We start from the raw sequence: 18,757 nt of genomic DNA, 5'->3' as shown, positions 1-18,757 counted from the left end.
GCCTCCCTTTCCGGCCACTTTTGAAGTCCTTGAAATTACGCTAAAAGAGCGTCAAGTTTTTCTGCAAGAGCCTGTTTTGACTGTGCGCCTACGATTTGGTCTACCATTTCACCGTCTTTGAAAAACATAATAGTAGGGATTGAACGAATACCGAATTTTACAGCAATATCCTGCTCTTCATCAGTATTGACTTTACAGATCTTAGCTTTTCCGTCATAATCTTCCGCCAATTCTTCAATAACAGGAGCAATCATACGACACGGCCCACACCATGGCGCCCAAAAGTCTACCAGAGATACACCCTCTGCAAGAGTTGCTTCAAAATTTGCACCAGTTAGTTCTATATATTTACCCATTAGTAAATCCTTTTTATTTTGTTTGTTATAAAAGTATTATACAAGTGCTATCATTAATCCAAACTTTAAATTTAGTTATAGCAATAATTTGTATAATTCTCTATAATGAACTACATGTAAAGGAAAAAAGTTTTGAAGTTAGAAATTACAGCTGGAAAAATTGATGTACGACCTCCTGTGGCAAAGCCTCATCCGGGTTTTTTTGATGAAGTGGGAGAAGAAAGGTTTAGAAAACTGGTGTTTGAGCATTATGAATCCATCAAGAGCAGTGATATTGCTTTTTTATTTCCTGTATTTGATGATGATGATTTTGCAGAGGCACAAAAACATGCAGCTGATTTTTTGATAGAAATTTCAGGTGGTCCTGATTATTTTACACAAAGCAGGGGAGAGCATCAAATGGTTGGGCGTCATGCACCCTTCCGCATAGATGAAAATGCGCGAAGAGTCTGGCTGGAACTTTACATTCCGCTTTTGAATGCGCTTGCAGAAGAAGGTATTTCTCCCAGATATATAGAATCTTTTTGGAACTATTTGGATCTTTTTTCTATGTGGGTGGTGAATACGAAAAGCTAAAACTGTAAAAACCTTCGCTCTCTGTTTATAAAGTAAGCACACTCTGAATAGCCGATATCTTTGGCAAGCTGTGTGACTTCTTTGTCAAACATAGCCACCTGTTCGGGTTTGTGGGCGTCAGAGCTGAAAGTAACAGGAATACCCAGTTTGAAGGCTTCTTTTAAAAGTTCTCTTGAAGGATATGCCTCTCCGACGGGTTTTCTGTAGCCGGCTGCATTGATTTCCAACACCATGTCGGCATTTTTTATGGCATGCAAAGCATTTTTTGCTATCTCTTTGATGTCTTGCGTCGGCATAAATTTAAATACTTTTATAAGGTCCAGATGTCCGACAATGTCAAATAGTCTACTGTTGGCCATAGCCTCGACAGCATTGAAATATTTCTGCCATATCAGATTGATATCTTCATTCTGGTACTCTCCTATAAACTCCGGATTGTCGAAACCCCATTCGTCTATAAAATGTACAGAACCAATGAGGTAGTCAACATCGGCATTGAGCACTCTTTTGTCCATATGCCCCTCAAGGTAGTCAACTTCATAGCCAAGTAAAACAGTAATCGTATCGGCATACTTTTTCTTTGCATCGAGAATGTCTTTTTCATATTTTTGCATCTCTGAAAATGACATTCTGTATTTTGGATCAAAGTCCATAGGCGCATGGTCGGAAAAGCCAAATATTTTCGTATTGTTCCTGATGGCAGCATTGATATACTCGTCTATTGTGCCCTGGGCATGGTTACACAATGGTGTATGGTTATGGAGGTCTACTTTCATATTTGTTCTCGTATTATATAATTTATGCTATTATAGTGTGAATTAATAAATTATTCAATTACGGAGACTGTTTATGACGCAAGAAGAACTGGACGCCTTAATGAGCGGTGGTGTGGATATGGATGATATGTCTGAAGAGGATGAGCATACCCAAGATGATGAAAATTCGCAGGACAAGGAAGATGAATCTTCCAAAGACCCGATAACAGCAGGCATTGAAGCAGCCGAACTTCCGCTTCCTGCGACAAATGAAAACAAAATGGTGCATCAGCTTGACGATGTTACCAAAGAGAGTGAAGAAAAAGCGAGTGAGATTTTTGATATTATTGACAATATCAGCAGCAATTTGATGGAAAAAGAAGAAAGTCTCAATACAGTAAGTGAAATTCTTCATTCAAATATAGAATTGTTTACAAAATTGTGTGAAAAATTCCCTGATGTGCAAACCTTCCAAACACAGCTGGAAAAAAATGAAACAGCTCTGAATGAAATCAACGGTGTCATAGAAGTTTTGCAAGAGAGCGGAGATGCTATCATGAGTGTTATGGATATCATGCAGTACCAGGATATTCACAGACAGAAAATTGAGCGGGTTATCAATGTCATGCGTGCATTGTCAAAGTATATGAATACGCTCTTTGAGGGTAAAATTGATGATGACAAACGTGTCTCTTCCGCCATACACATTGCGGGAGACACGCACAACGAGCTGGCTTCTACAGATGACATAGAAGCGCTTTTGGAACAGTTTTCAAAACAATGAATAAAGTAGAATTGCTTTCCCCCGCAGGAACCTTGGAAAAATTAAAAATTGCACTAGATTTTGGTGCAGATGCCGTATATGGCGGAGTCAGTCATTTCTCACTGCGTATTCGCTCCGGAAAAGAGTTTAGTTTTGAAGATTTTGAAGAGGGTATCAAATATGCTCATGAACGCGGAAAAAAAGTCTATGCAACAATAAACGGATTTCCATTTAATTCCCAGCTTGATTTACTGAAAAAACATATTGTGAAAATGGGTGAACTGGGGCCCGATGCTTTCATCGTAGCGACACCGGGTGTGTTGAAACTGTGCCATGATCTGGTGCCCGATATGCCTCTGCATCTCTCAACACAGGCAAATGTTATGAATGTGCTTGATGCACAGATTTACCATGAAATGGGTGCGACACGCATTATTACTGCACGAGAAATTTCTCTGCGTGACTTAAAAGAGATTAAAGCGGCTTTGCCTGATTTGGAACTAGAAGTTTTTGTGCACGGTTCTATGTGCTTTGCCTACAGCGGGCGCTGTCTGATCTCAACCCTGCAAAGCGGGCGTGTGCCAAATCGCGGAAGCTGTGCCAATGACTGCAGATTTCCTTATGAAATATATGCGGCAAATCCGGAAACAGGTACGCTTTTCAAGCTTGAAGAGGACCCGGGTGTCGGTACCTACATTATGAATTCAAAAGATCTGAATTTGGCTTCACACATACAAGAGATTTTAGACAGCGGTGCTGTGGATTCCATAAAAATAGAAGGACGTACAAAAACAGCATATTATGCAGCCACTACGGCAAAAGCATACAGAATGGCAATAGATGACTATTATGCAGGAAAGATTGACAGTGAACGGTACCAGTATGAACTGCAGTCTCTGCAAAACCGAGGATATACGGATGCCTATCTTGTCTCTCGTCCATTTGAAAGACATGATACCCAGAGCCTGGACTTCACCATGCAGCTTGGCACGCATCAGGTCAGCGGTGTTGTCAATGCCGAGGGCACACATTTTTTATGTAAATACAAAACATTTCCCGGTGATGAGATGGAAGTCGTTTTTCCTTTGGGCAGTGAAGTGGAAAAGGTTGATAACGATATAGGCTCGACATATGAAAGAGACGGGAAATTTTTTATGAAACTCAAACAGCTTAAAGCACAAAACGGAAAAATCTGGGAAGAAATTCACAGCGGCAATGTCAACCCTATAGAGTTGCCGACAAAATTTCCGCCCTATACATTCTTTAGAATACCGGCGAGTGCAGATATGAATACAGCTCCAAAAAAATAATGCAGAGTGTTAAAATTAAAAGAAAGGTAAAATAATATGAAGTTTGTATCTATAGTAATAGGCTCAAAAAGTGATTATGAAGTAATGAGATCGTGTTCTGACACATTAGAGGCATTTGGAGTCAGTTATGAGATGGTTATCTCATCAGCGCATCGTTCCCCTGAGCGTACAAAAGAGTACATAGAAGAAGCTGAAAAGAAAGGTGCGCAGGTCTTTATAGCTGCAGCAGGCATGGCTGCCCATCTTGCAGGTGTATTAAGTTCAAAAACCATCAAACCTATAATAGGCGTACCGATGTCAGCATCTGCACTGGCAGGCATAGATGCACTGCTCTCAACTGTGCAAATGCCTGCAGGTATGCCTGTTGCTACTGTTGCCATAGGCAAGGCAGGGGCTATTAATTCGGCATATCTGGCTATGCAGATACTCGCACTTGACAATGAAGAACTCAGTATAAAACTCAAAGAAGACCGTATTGCAAAAGCAAAAAAAGTAGAGATGGATTCTTTAGAGATAGAAACTATTATAAAATAGCTACAGCAAAAGAGAGGTTTGGCAATGAAGTGGATGAGTGATGAGGAATACAGTCAACTGACGGGATTGGATATAACTTCTATTGAAGATTTGATTGAGAGGGGCAAATTAAATGTAAAAATTGAAGACGGCATTCGTTACATTGATCCGTCAAAAGGTGCGACAGAAGCCGTTGTGCCTGCCAAACTTAAGGAACTTGCGAAAAAAAACACCCATGAAATGCTTGTTCAGCCTGAGTTCGTTGAAAAAACCATCGGGACTATCATCAATCTGCATGAAAAAGTTTTGGATGCAAAAGATGAAACACTCGAAGCCGTCCGGGTGGAAAATGAGTTTTTACGTGAAGCATTGGCTTCTTTGCAGGAACTGTATGATGAAGACAGAAAAACCATACATACTCTGCAAGAACAGCTCAAACTCTCACAGCAGGAAGTTGAATTTATGCGCCGCAAATATAAACTTATGTGGAACAAGGCTATTGATGAACATACTGGAAAAGCATGACCATAGATAATGAATGTGTCGGATGTATCATTAACCAAAGTGTGAAAGTCGCTGATGCAATTGGTGCAGATGAAACTTTAAAAAACAGACTCAGAACAACTGTGGAAAGCATGAGTAAAGATTTTTCTTTTTCAAAAACTCCTCCGGAAATTGCTGCAGATGTGTATGAAAAAATGTCAGAGATTGCAGATAAAAAAGATCTGTATGATGAGGTCAAAGAACTCTCAACAAAAAAAGCCCTGTCCTTTATTCCGTTTTTAAAAGAAAAACTCTTTACATGTAATGACAAACTTTTGACAGCCACAAAAATTGCTGTAGCAGGCAATGTTATAGATTTGGCTGCTCAGGTAGAATTTGATTTGCAGGAAGAACTTGAGAAAATTTTTCATACAGAATTTTCTCATAATGATTTTGAAGCGTTTGCAAAAGTATTGCAAACTGCAAAAAACATTGTAATTCTTGGTGATAATGTCGGCGAACATATTTTTGACTATTTGTTTATAGAGACTTTACAGGAACTCTATCCAAAACTTACATGTACTTATATGGTACGGGGTAATCCTATAATCAATGACGTTACATGTAAAGAGGCAAAAGAAGCCGGCTTTGAGAAACTCTGCAATCTGGTTGACAGCGGTGTCAATACTCCGGGATTTGTTTACGAACGTGCTGCAAAAGAGGCACAAAAGCTTTTTGATGAAGCAGATCTGATAATAAGCAAAGGCATGGGAAATTATGAATGTCTCAGTCCAAGCCACAGAGATAATATCTGTTTTTTGCTCAAAGTAAAATGCAATGTTGTTGCCAACTCATTAGGCAAAGAAGTCGGTGATATAGTTTGTAAACTTGTATAAGGAATCAAAATGTTAAAAAAACTGACGATAGGTATGCTGTTAGTTAGTTCAGCGGTATTTGCAAAAGTAAGTTATGAATATGCCATAAATATTGTTGGTATGAGTATGGATTATAAAGAGTCCGAAAATGGAGTTTTTTTGGATAGTGAAGAATCAGATTTTGCAGATTTAAAAGGTCTAGAAATTCAATATAAATATATAAAGCAAACAGAAACTTCACAAGATTTTGATACGGTATCAATAAATATCATGGCTGTAGGTGGCAATACAGAATACAAGGGTGCATACATTGGTTCTAACCTTGGATATGGAAGTTTAGTAAGTATAACTTCAAATCAAATTTATGATATGGAAATAGATTTTGCACACACATATGAAGATAGATCTTCCTTTACAACTACTATCTCTCTAGGTGTTGGGTACAGATTTTGGCGCAGGAAGCTGTCAGTTCAACAAATAGAAGACTATACATGGTTTTCTCTTCGACCAAGTGTTTCATTTTCTTATATATATTATGATTTGAGAATTGCCCCGAAATTTGAGTTTCAATATGGGTTAGGACCTAGAATGAGTGCTACAGGTATTAGTGATGATTTTAAGCTAGGTTCTGCAAATATTATGGAGTTTACACTGCCTATAAAATATGCAATTACACAAAAATTTTCTTTATATGCTGCATATACATATCAGTATCAAAAAATAGAGGAATCTAATGTTGTATATGATAATACAGGCACAGGGTATTTGGAACCGGAAAGTAAAGCATATAACGAATACATTAAATTTGGAATTGTTTTTAAATACTAAAAAAGTCTCTTTGGCTATAATAGCAAAAACAAATTGAAGGCAAAAAATGATTACTTTTAGCGAAATGTTACTCAAATTACAAGAATTCTGGATGAAACAGGGGTGCAATATTGTACAGCCTTACGATATTCCTGCCGGAGCAGGGACTTTTCACCCTGCTACATTTTTGCGCTCACTCGATTCTACGCCCTGGGCAACGGCGTATGTCGCTCCCTCTCGCCGTCCGACAGACGGAAGATACGGAGAAAATCCCAACCGTCTAGGTTCCTATTACCAGTTTCAGGCACTTATAAAACCTTCGCCGGATAATATTCAAGAGTTGTATCTGCAGTCTTTGGAGTATCTGGGACTTGACCTGGCAAAACATGACATTCGTTTTATAGAGGACAACTGGGAGTCTCCGACACTCGGTGCATGGGGACTTGGCTGGGAAGTATGGCTTAACGGTATGGAAGTGACGCAGTTTACCTATTTTCAACAGGTCGGCGGGATTGAGTGTGATCCGGTTGCGGTTGAAATTACATACGGAACGGAGCGTCTGGCAATGTACTTGCAAGGCGTTGATACGGTCTTTGACATCGTGTGGAATATTGCTCCTGATGGAAGTCAAACGCTCTATAAAGATGTGCACAAAGAGAGTGAAATCGAGTTTTCAAAATACAACTTTGAAGTAGCCGATACAGAAATGCTTTTTGCTGATTTTAACGCCAAAAGCAAAGAGTGTTTACGCACACTTGAGGCCGGTTTGCCTTTACCTGCCTATGATTTATGTATGATGGCATCAAATACGTTTAATGTTTTAGACGCAAGAAAAGCAATTTCACAAACAGAAAGACAAAACTATATTTTAAAAATTCGAGAACTTTCAAAAGGGTGCGCAGAACTCTATAAAGAACAGGAAGAGGAACGTATTAAAAGAGTAAATACTTAATTTTATTTCAATTTGTCATATTTTATAAAAGTTTTTTTCTTTTTCTTTATAATTTAGTTTGAAAAGGGAAATTATGAATTTATCAAAGGATGAAGAGGCAAAGTTTCGTAAGCTTGGAATTAATTCTGTTTTGGAACTTGCCTTGCTGGTGCCTCATACCTATGAAGATTACAGACTTCATGAAAAATTACTTCCGCAAAAAGCACAGCTCATAGATGCGACGGTTGAGTCTGTCTATAAAGCCCCAAATTCTATTCAAATTACTTTTTTTGCACACAATCTCGGGCATACTGTTCAGGGAGTGCTTTTTCGCCCCAAACCTTACATGTTACATCAGTTTAAAGTAGGAGAGAGGGATTGTTATTACGGTGTTATAGACTGCAAGCAGGGGCACTGCAGTATGAGTATGCCAAAAAAAGTCTCTAAAGTGGGGATGATTACTCCAAAATATAAAACGGTACTCAGAAGCGATGTTATGCAACGGCTTGTACAGAATTGTCTTACAAAAGAAAACCTGTTACATGTAAAGCTGCGTGAAGATATTGCCGAGGAGCTGTTAGCACTCCATTTTCCAACAGATGAATTTTTACAAAATAAAGAGTACAGTGAAAAAACACGCAAAGCATTAAAATACACGGAACTTTTTTCCTATATGCAGATGTTAGCTGGAAAAAGGCGTTATTTTGAATCACTCTCTTCACAGGCACAAGAGTATACGCCATGGAGTAAAACGCTCCCTTTTGTGCTGACAGAAGAGCAGTTGAAAGCTATAGAAGATATTTATCAGGATTTGAAAAAAGATGTAGCGGCAAAACGGATGGTTGTCGGGGATGTGGGGAGCGGTAAAACAATGGTGATTCTGGCAGCTGCCTATATGAATATGCCAAACCGATCTGTCTTAATGGCTCCGACAACGATTTTGGCAAATCAGCTCTTTGAAGAGGCACAAAAATACCTTCCTCAACTCAAAGCTGCACTTGTAACAAATAAAACAAAAAAAACAGACTTGAGTCCTTATGACTTTATCATAGGAACGCATGCGCTTCTGTATCGAGAATTGCCGCAGGCTTCACTGATTATGGTGGATGAACAGCATCGTTTTGGAACTCTACAAAGAAATATGCTTGAAAAATTGGTGACAGAACAGGCATTAAAACCGCATTTTATACAGTTTTCAGCCACTCCGATTCCAAGAACACAGGCGATGATTGAGAGTGCACATATAGATGTCAGCCTCATTACTACTACGCCTTTTACAAAAGATATTTGTTCAAAAGTCATTCACAGAAATGATTTTCAAGCATTGCTCTTACATGTAAAGGCGGAAATTGCAAAAAACAATCAGGTTTTACTTGTCTACCCTTTGGTGGAGCAGAGTGAAGCTTTTGATTATCAGAGTATAGACGAGGCACGGGGCTACTGGGAGAAAAATTTTAAGAATGTTTATGTGACCCATGGAAAAGACAAAGACAAAGAGCAGGTACTGCTTGATTTTAGAGAAAAAGGCGACATATTGATAGCGACTACAGTTGTAGAAGTGGGTATATCTTTGCCTCGTCTGAGTACGGTAGTAATAGTTGGAGCAGAGCGTTTGGGGCTCTCAACACTGCATCAGCTTCGTGGAAGGGTGAGCCGTACCGGTTTAAAAGGCTACTGCTTTTTATATACAAACAAAAAAAAGTCTGAGCGTTTAGATGAATTTATACATACCAAAAGCGGATTTGATATAGCAAATTTGGATTTGAAGTTTCGAAAGAGTGGTGATCTGCTCAAAGGAATTGTACAAAGCGGGAGCCGGTTTAAATGGGTGGATTTTGCGCAAGATGAAGAAATAGTTAAAATGGTAAAAAAAGATTTAAAAGCTGTTTCTAAACCTAAGTGTTAACCTGGGTATTAGTCTTTAAAGACACAAAGCCCGCACTGAAGTACGGGTTCCGAAAACCCCTGGAACCGGTACTTCAGTGCCGGCTGTAACAACTTCTTTGTTATTCAAAGCCCGCGCTTGAAAGTACGGGTTTCGGGTTTAATAGAGCCCGAATTTTTTGTTCCCCATTTTAAAAAGAACACGTGTTTTGTTTTCATTGTCTAAAAAGATTTCAAATGTTTTATCACTGTTTTTAAGATCTTCTAAAACATCTTCGACTTCACGAGGCTTGTAGAGTTCAAGTTCTACCGGAATGATTTCATCTTCCATTGCTTCTGCAGCAGCTTTTACATCGACTTCTTCCGCTTTGACTTCATTTAAACCGACTTTTTGATGGTCTGTTACTTTGTCATGGAGACGACGGAGTGATTTTTGTGCTCTGTTGGTTGCAAGGTCAATAGCAGCATAGGCATCCTCATCATTTTGCTTGATTACTATAGTATTTTTATGTGCAAGATTGATGACAAACTCAACAATAGCGTGTTCTTTGCCCTTTTTTGTCTGTGTAGAGACAACAACATTTACCGAAATAATATCTAAATTAAATTTTTTTAGTGTTTCGATAGAAGCTGAAATATGCTCTTTTAAAGCATCAGTAAGTTCTACATTTCTTCCTGTCATGCTGATATTCATGATTAAATCCTTTTTTATTCTATTGGAAAAAAATTATACCATTAAAAAGTTTAATAAAAAGTACGAATCTATAATTTTTGCAGAGTTCTTTTGAAATATCTGACAGGTTCACTGGCAACTGTTGTATCATTTACATCTACAGTTACATCCATAAGGACAGAACCGTTTTGTTCGGGTGTGGTAACAGTTGTATAGAGTATGCCTCTGTTGGCAGCAGGTATAGCATTGCAAACAGCTTGTGCTTCATTGACTAAAGGTGTATTTGGATCATCATAATATATGTATTGTAGTTTGATTGTTATATTGTAAAGTGTGTCTTGCGTGAATGTTGTATCTAAATCAGTACAAGGTGGAGTTTGCGAAATCCGCAAAAGTGCATATTCTGCTGCACTGTGCGCAAGAAGTACAGACTGCTCATACAGATAGACATCTGTCGTGCGTTTGGTTGTTTGGGAAGTAAGAGAAATGGCTAAAGCCATTATGGTTGCAATAATGACAATAACGGCAATCGCCATAATCATGGCAATACCTGAACGCTTCCCTTTTAAAATACTGTTTTTTCTTTGCATAAAGAGTACTCCTCTGCCAAGTCTGTTTTCGTGCATACCTGAATCTTCATAATAGAACCTATAGCGGTAAATCGGAAGGTACTGACATTTTGCATAAGTAATGATTTGTGGAGGCTGTCATTGTTGTCATCATATTGTTCTCCCTGCCATGGCTGATAATTGTGATATAGATATAAATTACCCATTTTTGTAGTTGAATTATAGTCTTCCATAGCTACGGCATAGGCAGTCCATGCTAATTTGTAATACTCGTAAATATCGACACCGCTGAAGTCTGTACCTGTAGAAGATGTAAACTGTGTCGGTTGTCCGGCTACACTTTGGACAGGGTGCATAGCACCTTTTTGGGCATTTATTATCGTTGTATTTGTATCCCAGCCATAGCCGGTACGGATGTCACTGTCTGCCCCTGTAAAGAAGATGGCGCTGTCATTTATTCCTGCAGTACCACTTGAGAGTATAGCAATCAAAGTATTTGTTTTTGTGGTATTGGTCTCCGGAGATACCAATGTATTGCTGTTTCCTGCATCCAGATCTATAATGCCACTCCAATTAGGAAGATGGGTTGCAGTGGTATCTGAAATACCGCGAAAGCCGTCCGTATCACTGCCAATCCATTCTAACACTGCATAGGTTTTTGAATTATTTACGTCTCCGATCGGATCAAAATTTTTATTTGCTTCTCTGGCAATCACAGAATCCTTTATGCGACCTTCGAGCCGTTTTGCTATGAGTTCAACCGCAGCTTCACTGTTTGACTGGAGTTCATGATTTATTTTTGAAAATATAAAACTGTTATAGGCCTGTGCCAAAAATTCCACGCCGAATTTTCCTATAATTCCCATAATGACAATGACAAATACTAATTCAAGCATAGTAAAAGCAAAACGATTTTTCATTAATAGGACCTTTTATAGTAGTCTATGCCGCCGATATTTGCAACATAGGTAAATAAAGAAGTAACAACATTACCTTCTTCATCTTTAACTGTAATGGTTAATTTTTTCATATTAGGTCTTTGAATTCCGTCAAATACAGGGTTATAGCTGATGACAAGTGAAGAGTTAAAGTCTTGCTTGTACCCTTCCTGCCCCGGTGTTAAGTTTAAAAATATATTTCTGTATCCATGTGCTTTGTCTTCAACTGCATCAACGTCCGGGTTGGTATTGGAATGGAGTGCTGTTTGATTTAAATTGTTTAAACATTTTCTATGAAGCGGTTCCAGAATATGTCCGGGTTTTAATCGGTAGCGTTGACTGGATTGATTGTTTTCACATAAGCCGTCGAGGTTTATAACCTGACTGACAGTTGTACTTGCGTTTTCATCTATGGAAGCTTCGTCCCATTGGGCAGTTGTTGCTTCATTGAGTTCTGTTGCTGCTGCAAAAATGGCTTCTTGCAGCAGATTTGAATCAATTCCTTTTGAAATGGACTGATTCATCATTGGCAAAGAGATGACAGTAATTGCAATCACGACGATGGCAAAAATAAGCTCTATGAGCGTAAAAGCGCTTTTTTTTACCACATAAGTCTCCTGTTGGTATTATCAGAAGCATTTTTATTGGTTGTGGCATTTGTTTCATATATGCCGGCCCAGTTTGCATTAGGATTGACAAAGTCTACCTGAAACTCATTGGTTGCGGCATTGGCATTGTATTTGTTATAAATGAGCCAGCCTGAGGCATTGTTTTCCATTGTTGCCTTGTACGGATATCCGCTGCTTCCATTGTAGTGTACTCCAATATAGTCAGGATGATTTCCGTTGGCTTCTCTGGTAATACTTACATTTACACCATTCTTTTGCACTGTGGCTGTTTGTGCAGCCGTTCCTGCATCGCTAGTATGGTTGGTATTGACAAACCAACGCGGATCATCTGTTGATGTTGAACTGTTCCCGTCTTGAAGTAATGATTTGTTACATGTAGCTCCGTTGCAGAATACTTCATAGTATACAGAAACATTGCCGTCAGAACCTAAAACAGTCTGTCTCGGTGCATTTGTGCGCCCGTAATAGTGCCTGACGGGTATTGTCGAATTTAAATCTTTAATCCCTTTTGTTGTCTTGCTGTTTATAAGGTCAGCATTAAAAGTACAATCAGCTACCGCATTTGTACAGTTGACCTGATACTTTATAAAGGTGAGTGTTGTCGGATTGACAGCAGTGTCTTTTTCTCTCATATAGTTCATATTTAAGCGTGTCTGCATAGTACCGTTTAAATTTTTAGGAAAATATGTTTGAGCAGTTTGAATGCGTATGTCATTAGACTGCAGTGCGGGATTTGTTTCTGTAAGATTGATATCCAATGCATTTATAATACTGCCACTCGAATTAATGTCATGAAAACGTATTCTGTAGGGAACATGATTCCCCTTTGAGTCATTCAAGTCTCTGTTGCTTGTAGAAATGTTTATATCTAAAGGTACTGCATAACATTGGTCTACAAAGTTTGAAAGGGTGACATTGTTTTCACCTAAAGCTGTAATGCTCCCGTTTAAATGGTAGGACATATTCTCATCCAGTGTATTGTTAATGTCTGCCATATAGATATACGGTGTGGTGCCTGGCACAGGAGTAAACAGCAAGCCGATAGTAGGAGTAACAGCTGTTCCTCCTGCAGTTGCATTGAGATCAAATCTGTAAGGGTGATAAAATACAAGCATATCCTGAAAATCTTGGGAATAGTCATTATTATGATGCACCGAAGATATGTTACAACCATTCTTGGAAGCAGAACTTTCATCTTCGACTGCAGATGAGTTTTGTATACAGTCCGCTCCTGTTTGAAAATACGGAGCTGTATGATGATCAAGATAGAGAGAATCAACCGCTGTCCATTTTGTATCAATAATATGAAGTTTGTATGATCCGACATTGTTCCATGTTGTGTTCGTTTCTGCAACACCATTGACAAAAGGATGTTCGAGTGTAATATTGCTTTCATCGTTACAAACAAGTGAAGAAGTTCCCTGCCATGTCATATTTGCATCAAGACTACTTGTGGTGTAACCGAGGACAGGTGTATTGTTAAGATGGTCCGTTGCATTCATGGTCAAGAGGTAATTGTACCCCGCAGCCAAGTGGGCAGTTTTTATGTTGCTGCCGTTATTGTCTATGATAAAACTTTTTTGTGACGGATTTGAGTGATTATAGTCTGTAAATTTAAAAGAGTAGCTTTCCGGGCGAATGGCAAAGTTGTCTCTTGAACAGATGCTTTTCGTATTGTTGTTTTCATCTGTATAAATAATTCTAAAGGCCGCATTTTGAGAGGCTTTGGAAAAGACTGCTGCAGTACGCATTGCATCTTTATCAATACTGACGGTTGTATCATTAATATTAAAGTGTGTGCTTACAGGCGTGCCTATTACAATACTGTTGTCAGGATCTGTACAGGTTGCATTGGTATAATGAAAACCTGACATATTTACCATTGTAATATTGACATCCTGTGCCTTGCTGACAGCTTTTGATTTGTTTAAATCATTGGGATCCATTGATTCTAATAAAAAGTTCCCCACTCTGTTGACGACCTGTGTTGGAATATTAAAATAATAGTAAGGATCATCACTCTTTGTTTCTCCGGCTTGAACAATATTGAAAATATCTGGAACCGGTTCGTAGCCTGGAGTCGGCTGGCAAGGATCCATGTCACTTAATTTAGTGCTGTATGTCCCTAATCCAATACCGTCAACCGTCAAATCATAGCGAAACTCTATGTCAACCGGTACTTCTGAAAGAGTACTTTGATTCAGGTCTAAACTATAGTAGAGATAAAAATAATCCAAACTTCCAAAGCTACCAATAGGGATGTTCTTAACATAACTTTTGTCCGATGCAATATCTAAAATATTATCATCAATATTTGTCACAGTGGTATCTGTTTTAGCTATTTTTGTCGAGTTTAAATGATAAACGGCTTCTTCAAGGTTTAGTATATCTATGTTCAAGTTGTTAATAGTAGTGTCAGAATTTTCTCTGTTTCTGAAATAGACTTTAAGGTCAAGTGGTGTACTTTTGTTGAAAGTTCCATCAATAAGTGCAGGTTTGATACTTGGTGCTGTAGTATAGTATCCATTTTGTCCATAGGTGTAGTCATAACAGATATCAAGGGTATAAAGGTTTGTTGTGAAAACAAACATACTTGGGTAGTATGAATCTCCACTTGATGTAAAGCGTACTGTAGCACTGGTGTCTTTGTATCCTAGCAAGTCTGCTCCGGATGTACCGATATCTATATTTTGAATATCTATACCAAAATTGTTTGTTAAGCTTGGCTCTTTCTCAAATCCGCTGGTATGTGAGTACATGACATTGTTGGAGTTTCCAATTTGAGAGCCGTTAAAATAGAGTTCATCTCCAGTATAGGCTATATCCCCTTCCCCTGCAAAGAAAGAAAAAGTAGAGTTGATATCTCCTGCTTTCGGGGTTAAAAAACCGCTTAAATCTATGGTCTCTTCTCTGTTGTATGATGAAATGTTAGTATAGCCATCAAACACAGTAATGTTACGAAAGCTTTCACTGCTGTCTTTATATATAACAACAAGTGTCCATGCTCCAAAATAGCCCAAGGATGTATCTTTTCCTTCGCTAGCCTTGATATTTGCACCTGTCCACCAGCCGTTTATCTCACTCCCTTTTTTTCCAATGAGAGCATTGACGGTACTAAAGGTTGAATAGGTGTAGCCAACCCACTGTAAGGAATCAATCACTTCCGGATACAGCGGGAAAAGAGTGTTGTCCGGTGCTATAAGGTACATGGGCTGAGAGTTGAGATCTGCTCGAACTGTTTCTAGCGATTCATTTGTATATCCTTGGGCATAAAATCCTGCCCACACTACCTCTGCAGTATCCGGAATACCGCTTATTTTTGCTTTTGAAGCATTGGTGAAACCATCTAGCTCTTTAATGTAACTTAAAGTAGTGTCATTGTTTGGATCAGAGGTTTCCTTGCATTGACCATTACTGTCTTTTTCACATAGAACAGTGTTTCCGATGATTTTGACATTACCTCGAATATTTCTGGTGTCATCCGGATTTCTAATGGTAAAAGGACGACCATCTGAAGTCTCGTTTGTATCATTTTTACATTGTGAAAGTTTTCCACTGTATGTCGTGCCGTCTTTTGTATATGTTGCCAATAAATCATAATCGTTACTGTTTAAAAAACTAAAGAGTGATTCAACATAAGCGCTTTTTGAATTGTTTGATATAAGTGTTTGTAAATCATATGTGACACCACTGTTAAAGGCTGTAAAAGTATTGAAAAAACTCAAATCACTTGTTTGTGAACATGTTTCACTGCCGTCACCATCTAAAACATCACAGTTTGAAAAAGCTGAAAAAAGCGAATCAGATGCCAGAACTACCTGTACATCAGATAAATCACCATTTGAAATATTTCTGATAGGAATAGTTGTTTTGCTGAGAACATTTATAAATCCAAAATTTAGTCCACTGACTGAGATACTGTCATAGCATATATCATTACTGATAGAAGATGAGGAAAATGAGGAAGAGAAGGAAAGATTGAGCGTAAAAGAATCATCATCATCGGTATAATTTCTTATAGGGAGATAATAGGTTGTTCCAGCAGAGAGTGTGTAGGTAATGTATATGTCATTGTTATTACGTGTATCTGAAGCAACCGTGCTTCCCCACCAAGATACGCATTCATCTATATCATCATAGAGCCAGGCGTTACTGTCATTGTCCATGTCAGTAGTTTGGATAACAATTTCTCCATTTGAGGAGGGGGTAAACTTGTAATAAGTATAGAAATAATGGCTACCCATACTCCAAGTTCTGTTTTGCAAAGAAGTATCAGTTTCACTTGGCAGAGAAAGCTCTATAGCATTTGAACAGCTATCTCCTGCTGCATTTAGTAATGTCGTCAAAAATAAAATTGAAAGGAATAACAACTTTTTCATAACATCCCCTTTTTTGTAGGAAAAATCACGGCACCCACAAAGGGGGCTCATGTTAAAAAGAAACAATTGTCTACGTTTCAATTGTCGTACTTTATTGCTAAATTTTAGCTGAAATATCTTTAAAAGAGGTTATTGTGCTATGTTTTTTATGGTATTTTTAAAATTTATGAGAAAATGTGTTAAAAGTGACAAAAAGAGAGTGGATTTTATAAGTTTATATTCAGCTCATAAAGGTATAATTTCGTTTCTTCAATTTGGCCTGTTAGCTCAGTCGGTAGAGCAAGTGACTGAAAATCACTGTGTCCTTGGTTCGATTCCGAGACAGGCCACCACTTATTCAGATATATTTTCTTTAATCTCACGTATAAAATTTTTGAAGTCATCAATAGAATTTAAAAAATCATAGAGTTTTTTTATGTCAATTGTCGTATATTCATGCGCCAATTCTAATATCAAGTGCAATTTCCACCTAATTTAACTAGCTAACTTTTTACTCATTTCACTAAAAAACACCTCATATGGAGTTTTATATCCAAGGATTTTTCTAGGTCGATTGTTAAGTCTGTTCTGAATCATAATGATTTCATCCTTTGAGACATTTAAAAAGGTGCTTTTCTTGGGTAAATACTGCCTGATTAATCCGTTAGTATGTTCATTCAATCCTCTCTCCCAAGAGTGATATGGATTAGCAAAGTAAAAATCTGTGTTCAGTGCAGCTACTACTTGTTTATGATATGCGAATTCCTTGCCGTTGTCACTTGTAATTGTATGAGTGATCTTTTTCATTGGTGTGAGCATCTCTATAAGCGCTTGGGTTACTACTTCGGCATGTTTAGTTGGTACATTTTTAATGATAGCAAATTTTGATTTTCTGTCAACTACAGTAACTAAAAATCCTTTATGATCTTTACCAACTACAGTGTCAATTTCCCAATCTCCGATGCGAGACTTTTTCTCTACAATCTTTGGTCTCTTATCTATCATGATACGGTCTATAATAGTACCTCTCGCCATATAGTCATTACTTCGCTTATGATACTTCTTGTTTTTGTGTCGGAGGTACTGGTAAAGTTTACCACCATTCTTTTTGTTGGTATAAATGTAGCGATAGATAGTCTCATGAACTACTGATACCCCAGTATCGAGTTTCATACGACCTGATATCTGTTCTGGCGACCAGTCCTGTTTTAGCTTCGCTCTGATATATTTCTCGATAGGTTTCGTGAGTGAGTGTCTCTTTCTTTTTTGCATCTCAGTTTTTGTTGAAATAATCTGAGCTAGCTCTGCATTATAGCCTCTTATCTTATCATTATTTCTTCTAAGCTCTCTGCTTATTGTTGATGGGTGCACACCAAGTTCATTTGCAACTTCTTTTTGGTTTAATCCAGCCTTTTGCAAAGCTGAAATATGGTATCGTTTCTCTAGGGTTAATTGTTTATATCTCATGCTACTTCTTATTTTTTGGTTGAAATAGATTAGCAGGTTATCAGTTAACCCTACCTTTCAACTTACTTTTAAAAAATTGCACTTGATATTAGAATTGGCGATGGATAAGAAGATTTCGAAGTCCTATCATTGCAATATACTTTTGGCTATGAAATTTGTTTAGGTAGTCATTTTTACTAAGAATTTCTATGCATTCTTTATAATTTTCAGGCTTCCCCAGGTTAAAATAATTTGTCACTTTACAGCTGACATCTATCATTATTTGTATTGATTCAAAAAAACCATATCGAAGTTCCCATTCGTAACGTTTATTTGCCGCAATGTCTTCAACTTGCATCTCTTGTTTCAGTTCTTCTAATATTTTTATATTTTCTTCAAGCTGTTTGAGTTTTTGCAATATTTCCATTACTTATCCTTTTGCTAAATGCCAGGTTTTGCTCATCAAGTATATGCTTAAAATCAAGATAGTAATGGAGAGCATTTTCTTTGAAGATATCATATTTTTTTTTATTATTCAGTATAAGAATCGTATGGTTTTTGTAGATATTATAGGCAAGAAGTGGTGATGTTTTATAAAGTTCATTAAATATTACAAAATCTATTTTATGATTTAGTTCCGTCTCAAGGCTTGCGATAATATCACCCATCTCAAACAAATTGAGTTCACGGCTTGTTTGCACTGCAATATCCATGTCACTCATGTTGTGCTGGGTATTTGTTGCATACGACCCAAAGAGTAATGCATTTTCGACAGTGTCATATCTTTGTAAAATACGCTTTATTTGATTTATATCCATCTTGTTGAACCTTTTATTTATTTATTATAACACATAAATTTTTTTAGTTTAATCCCTATTATATAACTTTTGG

The 18,757-nt window shown here is 37.8% G+C and carries 20 protein-coding genes and 1 tRNA gene; 10 read left to right on the top strand and 11 right to left on the bottom strand.

The window, feature by feature from the left end; genetic code table 11:
• Window positions 1-35 precede the first annotated feature (35 nt).
• Window positions 36-356 (bottom strand): thioredoxin, encoded by a 321-nt coding sequence (trxA, locus tag MLC35_RS09705; RefSeq protein WP_434636767.1) that lies wholly within the window; start codon window positions 354-356, stop codon window positions 36-38.
• Window positions 357-488: 132 nt separating this feature from the next.
• On the opposite strand from trxA, the gene MLC35_RS09700 reads away from it, so the two are divergent.
• Entirely contained in the window at window positions 489-932 is a 444-nt protein-coding gene (locus MLC35_RS09700; RefSeq protein WP_434636765.1) for a globin, read from the top strand.
• On the opposite strand, the gene MLC35_RS09695 is transcribed toward MLC35_RS09700, so the two are convergent.
• Window positions 929-1,708, bottom strand: coding sequence for a histidinol-phosphatase HisJ family protein (locus tag MLC35_RS09695; RefSeq protein ID WP_434636763.1), 780 nt, complete (start codon window positions 1,706-1,708; stop codon window positions 929-931). The genes MLC35_RS09700 and MLC35_RS09695 overlap by 4 nt on opposite strands.
• A gap of 73 nt (window positions 1,709-1,781) precedes the next feature.
• Here MLC35_RS09695 and MLC35_RS09690 point away from each other — a divergent pair, with 73 nt between their 5' ends.
• From MLC35_RS09690 to recG, 8 genes are all read left to right on the top strand, one after another.
• Entirely contained in the window at window positions 1,782-2,471 is a 690-nt protein-coding gene (locus MLC35_RS09690; RefSeq protein ID WP_434580314.1) for a chemotaxis protein, read from the top strand.
• Entirely contained in the window at window positions 2,468-3,760 is a 1,293-nt protein-coding gene (locus MLC35_RS09685; RefSeq protein ID WP_151899577.1) for a peptidase U32 family protein, read from the top strand. The genes MLC35_RS09690 and MLC35_RS09685 overlap by 4 nt, the downstream gene beginning before the upstream one ends.
• A gap of 36 nt (window positions 3,761-3,796) precedes the next feature.
• A complete protein-coding gene (gene purE, locus MLC35_RS09680) occupies window positions 3,797-4,294 on the top strand; it encodes a 5-(carboxyamino)imidazole ribonucleotide mutase (RefSeq protein WP_151899578.1) in 498 nt (165 codons plus the stop codon).
• Window positions 4,295-4,318: 24 nt separating this feature from the next.
• Window positions 4,319-4,798, top strand: coding sequence for a DUF3972 domain-containing protein (locus tag MLC35_RS09675; RefSeq protein WP_434636760.1), 480 nt, complete (start codon window positions 4,319-4,321; stop codon window positions 4,796-4,798).
• Complete coding sequence (locus MLC35_RS09670; RefSeq protein WP_434636758.1) at window positions 4,795-5,652, top strand: damage-control phosphatase ARMT1 family protein; 858 nt, start codon at window positions 4,795-4,797, stop codon at window positions 5,650-5,652. The genes MLC35_RS09675 and MLC35_RS09670 overlap by 4 nt, the downstream gene beginning before the upstream one ends.
• A gap of 9 nt (window positions 5,653-5,661) precedes the next feature.
• Entirely contained in the window at window positions 5,662-6,459 is a 798-nt protein-coding gene (locus MLC35_RS09665; protein ID WP_434636756.1) for a hypothetical protein, read from the top strand.
• Window positions 6,460-6,505: 46 nt separating this feature from the next.
• Complete coding sequence (gene glyQ, locus MLC35_RS09660) at window positions 6,506-7,390, top strand: glycine--tRNA ligase subunit alpha (protein ID WP_434636754.1); 885 nt, start codon at window positions 6,506-6,508, stop codon at window positions 7,388-7,390.
• Window positions 7,391-7,463: 73 nt separating this feature from the next.
• Entirely contained in the window at window positions 7,464-9,275 is a 1,812-nt protein-coding gene (recG, locus tag MLC35_RS09655) for an ATP-dependent DNA helicase RecG (protein ID WP_434636752.1), read from the top strand.
• A gap of 138 nt (window positions 9,276-9,413) precedes the next feature.
• Here the strand turns inward: recG and hpf are convergent, their stop codons facing one another.
• The 5 genes from hpf to MLC35_RS09630 all read right to left on the bottom strand — a co-directional run bounded on the left by hpf (window position 9,414) and on the right by MLC35_RS09630 (window position 16,441).
• A complete protein-coding gene (gene hpf / locus MLC35_RS09650; protein WP_151899583.1) occupies window positions 9,414-9,947 on the bottom strand; it encodes a ribosome hibernation-promoting factor, HPF/YfiA family in 534 nt (177 codons plus the stop codon).
• 68 nt (window positions 9,948-10,015) lie between these two features.
• Entirely contained in the window at window positions 10,016-10,516 is a 501-nt protein-coding gene (locus MLC35_RS09645; RefSeq protein WP_151899584.1) for a hypothetical protein, read from the bottom strand.
• Window positions 10,492-11,415, bottom strand: a complete 924-nt coding sequence (locus MLC35_RS09640) for a type II secretion system protein (RefSeq protein WP_434636750.1) — start codon at window positions 11,413-11,415, stop codon at window positions 10,492-10,494. The genes MLC35_RS09645 and MLC35_RS09640 overlap by 25 nt, the downstream gene beginning before the upstream one ends.
• Complete coding sequence (locus tag MLC35_RS09635) at window positions 11,415-12,041, bottom strand: type II secretion system protein (protein ID WP_346389599.1); 627 nt, start codon at window positions 12,039-12,041, stop codon at window positions 11,415-11,417. The genes MLC35_RS09640 and MLC35_RS09635 overlap by 1 nt, the downstream gene beginning before the upstream one ends.
• Window positions 12,035-16,441 (bottom strand): hypothetical protein, encoded by a 4,407-nt coding sequence (locus MLC35_RS09630; RefSeq protein ID WP_434636748.1) that lies wholly within the window; start codon window positions 16,439-16,441, stop codon window positions 12,035-12,037. Before MLC35_RS09630 ends, MLC35_RS09635 begins: the two co-directional genes overlap by 7 nt.
• Window positions 16,442-16,697: 256 nt before the next feature.
• On the opposite strand from MLC35_RS09630, the gene MLC35_RS09625 reads away from it, so the two are divergent.
• Window positions 16,698-16,773, top strand: a tRNA-Phe gene (locus tag MLC35_RS09625).
• Window position 16,774: 1 nt separating this feature from the next.
• Here MLC35_RS09625 and MLC35_RS09620 read toward each other — a convergent pair.
• From MLC35_RS09620 to mntA, 4 genes are all read right to left on the bottom strand, one after another.
• A complete protein-coding gene (locus tag MLC35_RS09620; RefSeq protein WP_434636746.1) occupies window positions 16,775-16,903 on the bottom strand; it encodes a hypothetical protein in 129 nt (42 codons plus the stop codon).
• Between the two features lie 12 nt (window positions 16,904-16,915).
• On the bottom strand, window positions 16,916-17,887 hold the full coding sequence (locus MLC35_RS09615) for an IS30 family transposase (RefSeq protein ID WP_434636706.1): 972 nt from the start codon (window positions 17,885-17,887) through the stop codon (window positions 16,916-16,918).
• Window positions 17,888-17,975: 88 nt separating this feature from the next.
• Window positions 17,976-18,293 carry a type VII toxin-antitoxin system HepT family RNase toxin gene (hepT, locus tag MLC35_RS09610; RefSeq protein ID WP_434636744.1) on the bottom strand — a complete coding sequence of 106 codons (318 nt, stop codon included), beginning with the start codon at window positions 18,291-18,293 and terminating at the stop codon, window positions 17,976-17,978.
• Window positions 18,262-18,684, bottom strand: coding sequence for a type VII toxin-antitoxin system MntA family adenylyltransferase antitoxin (gene mntA / locus MLC35_RS09605; RefSeq protein ID WP_346389596.1), 423 nt, complete (start codon window positions 18,682-18,684; stop codon window positions 18,262-18,264). Before mntA ends, hepT begins: the two co-directional genes overlap by 32 nt.
• Window positions 18,685-18,757: the final 73 nt, after the last annotated feature.

This window comes from Sulfurimonas sp. NW7, from assembly GCF_051132265.1.
Classification (GTDB): Bacteria; Campylobacterota; Campylobacteria; order Campylobacterales; family Sulfurimonadaceae; genus Sulfurimonas; species Sulfurimonas hydrogeniphila.
Note: the sequence above shows the minus strand (reverse complement) of the source record. Positions and strands in the feature narration are given on the sequence as shown.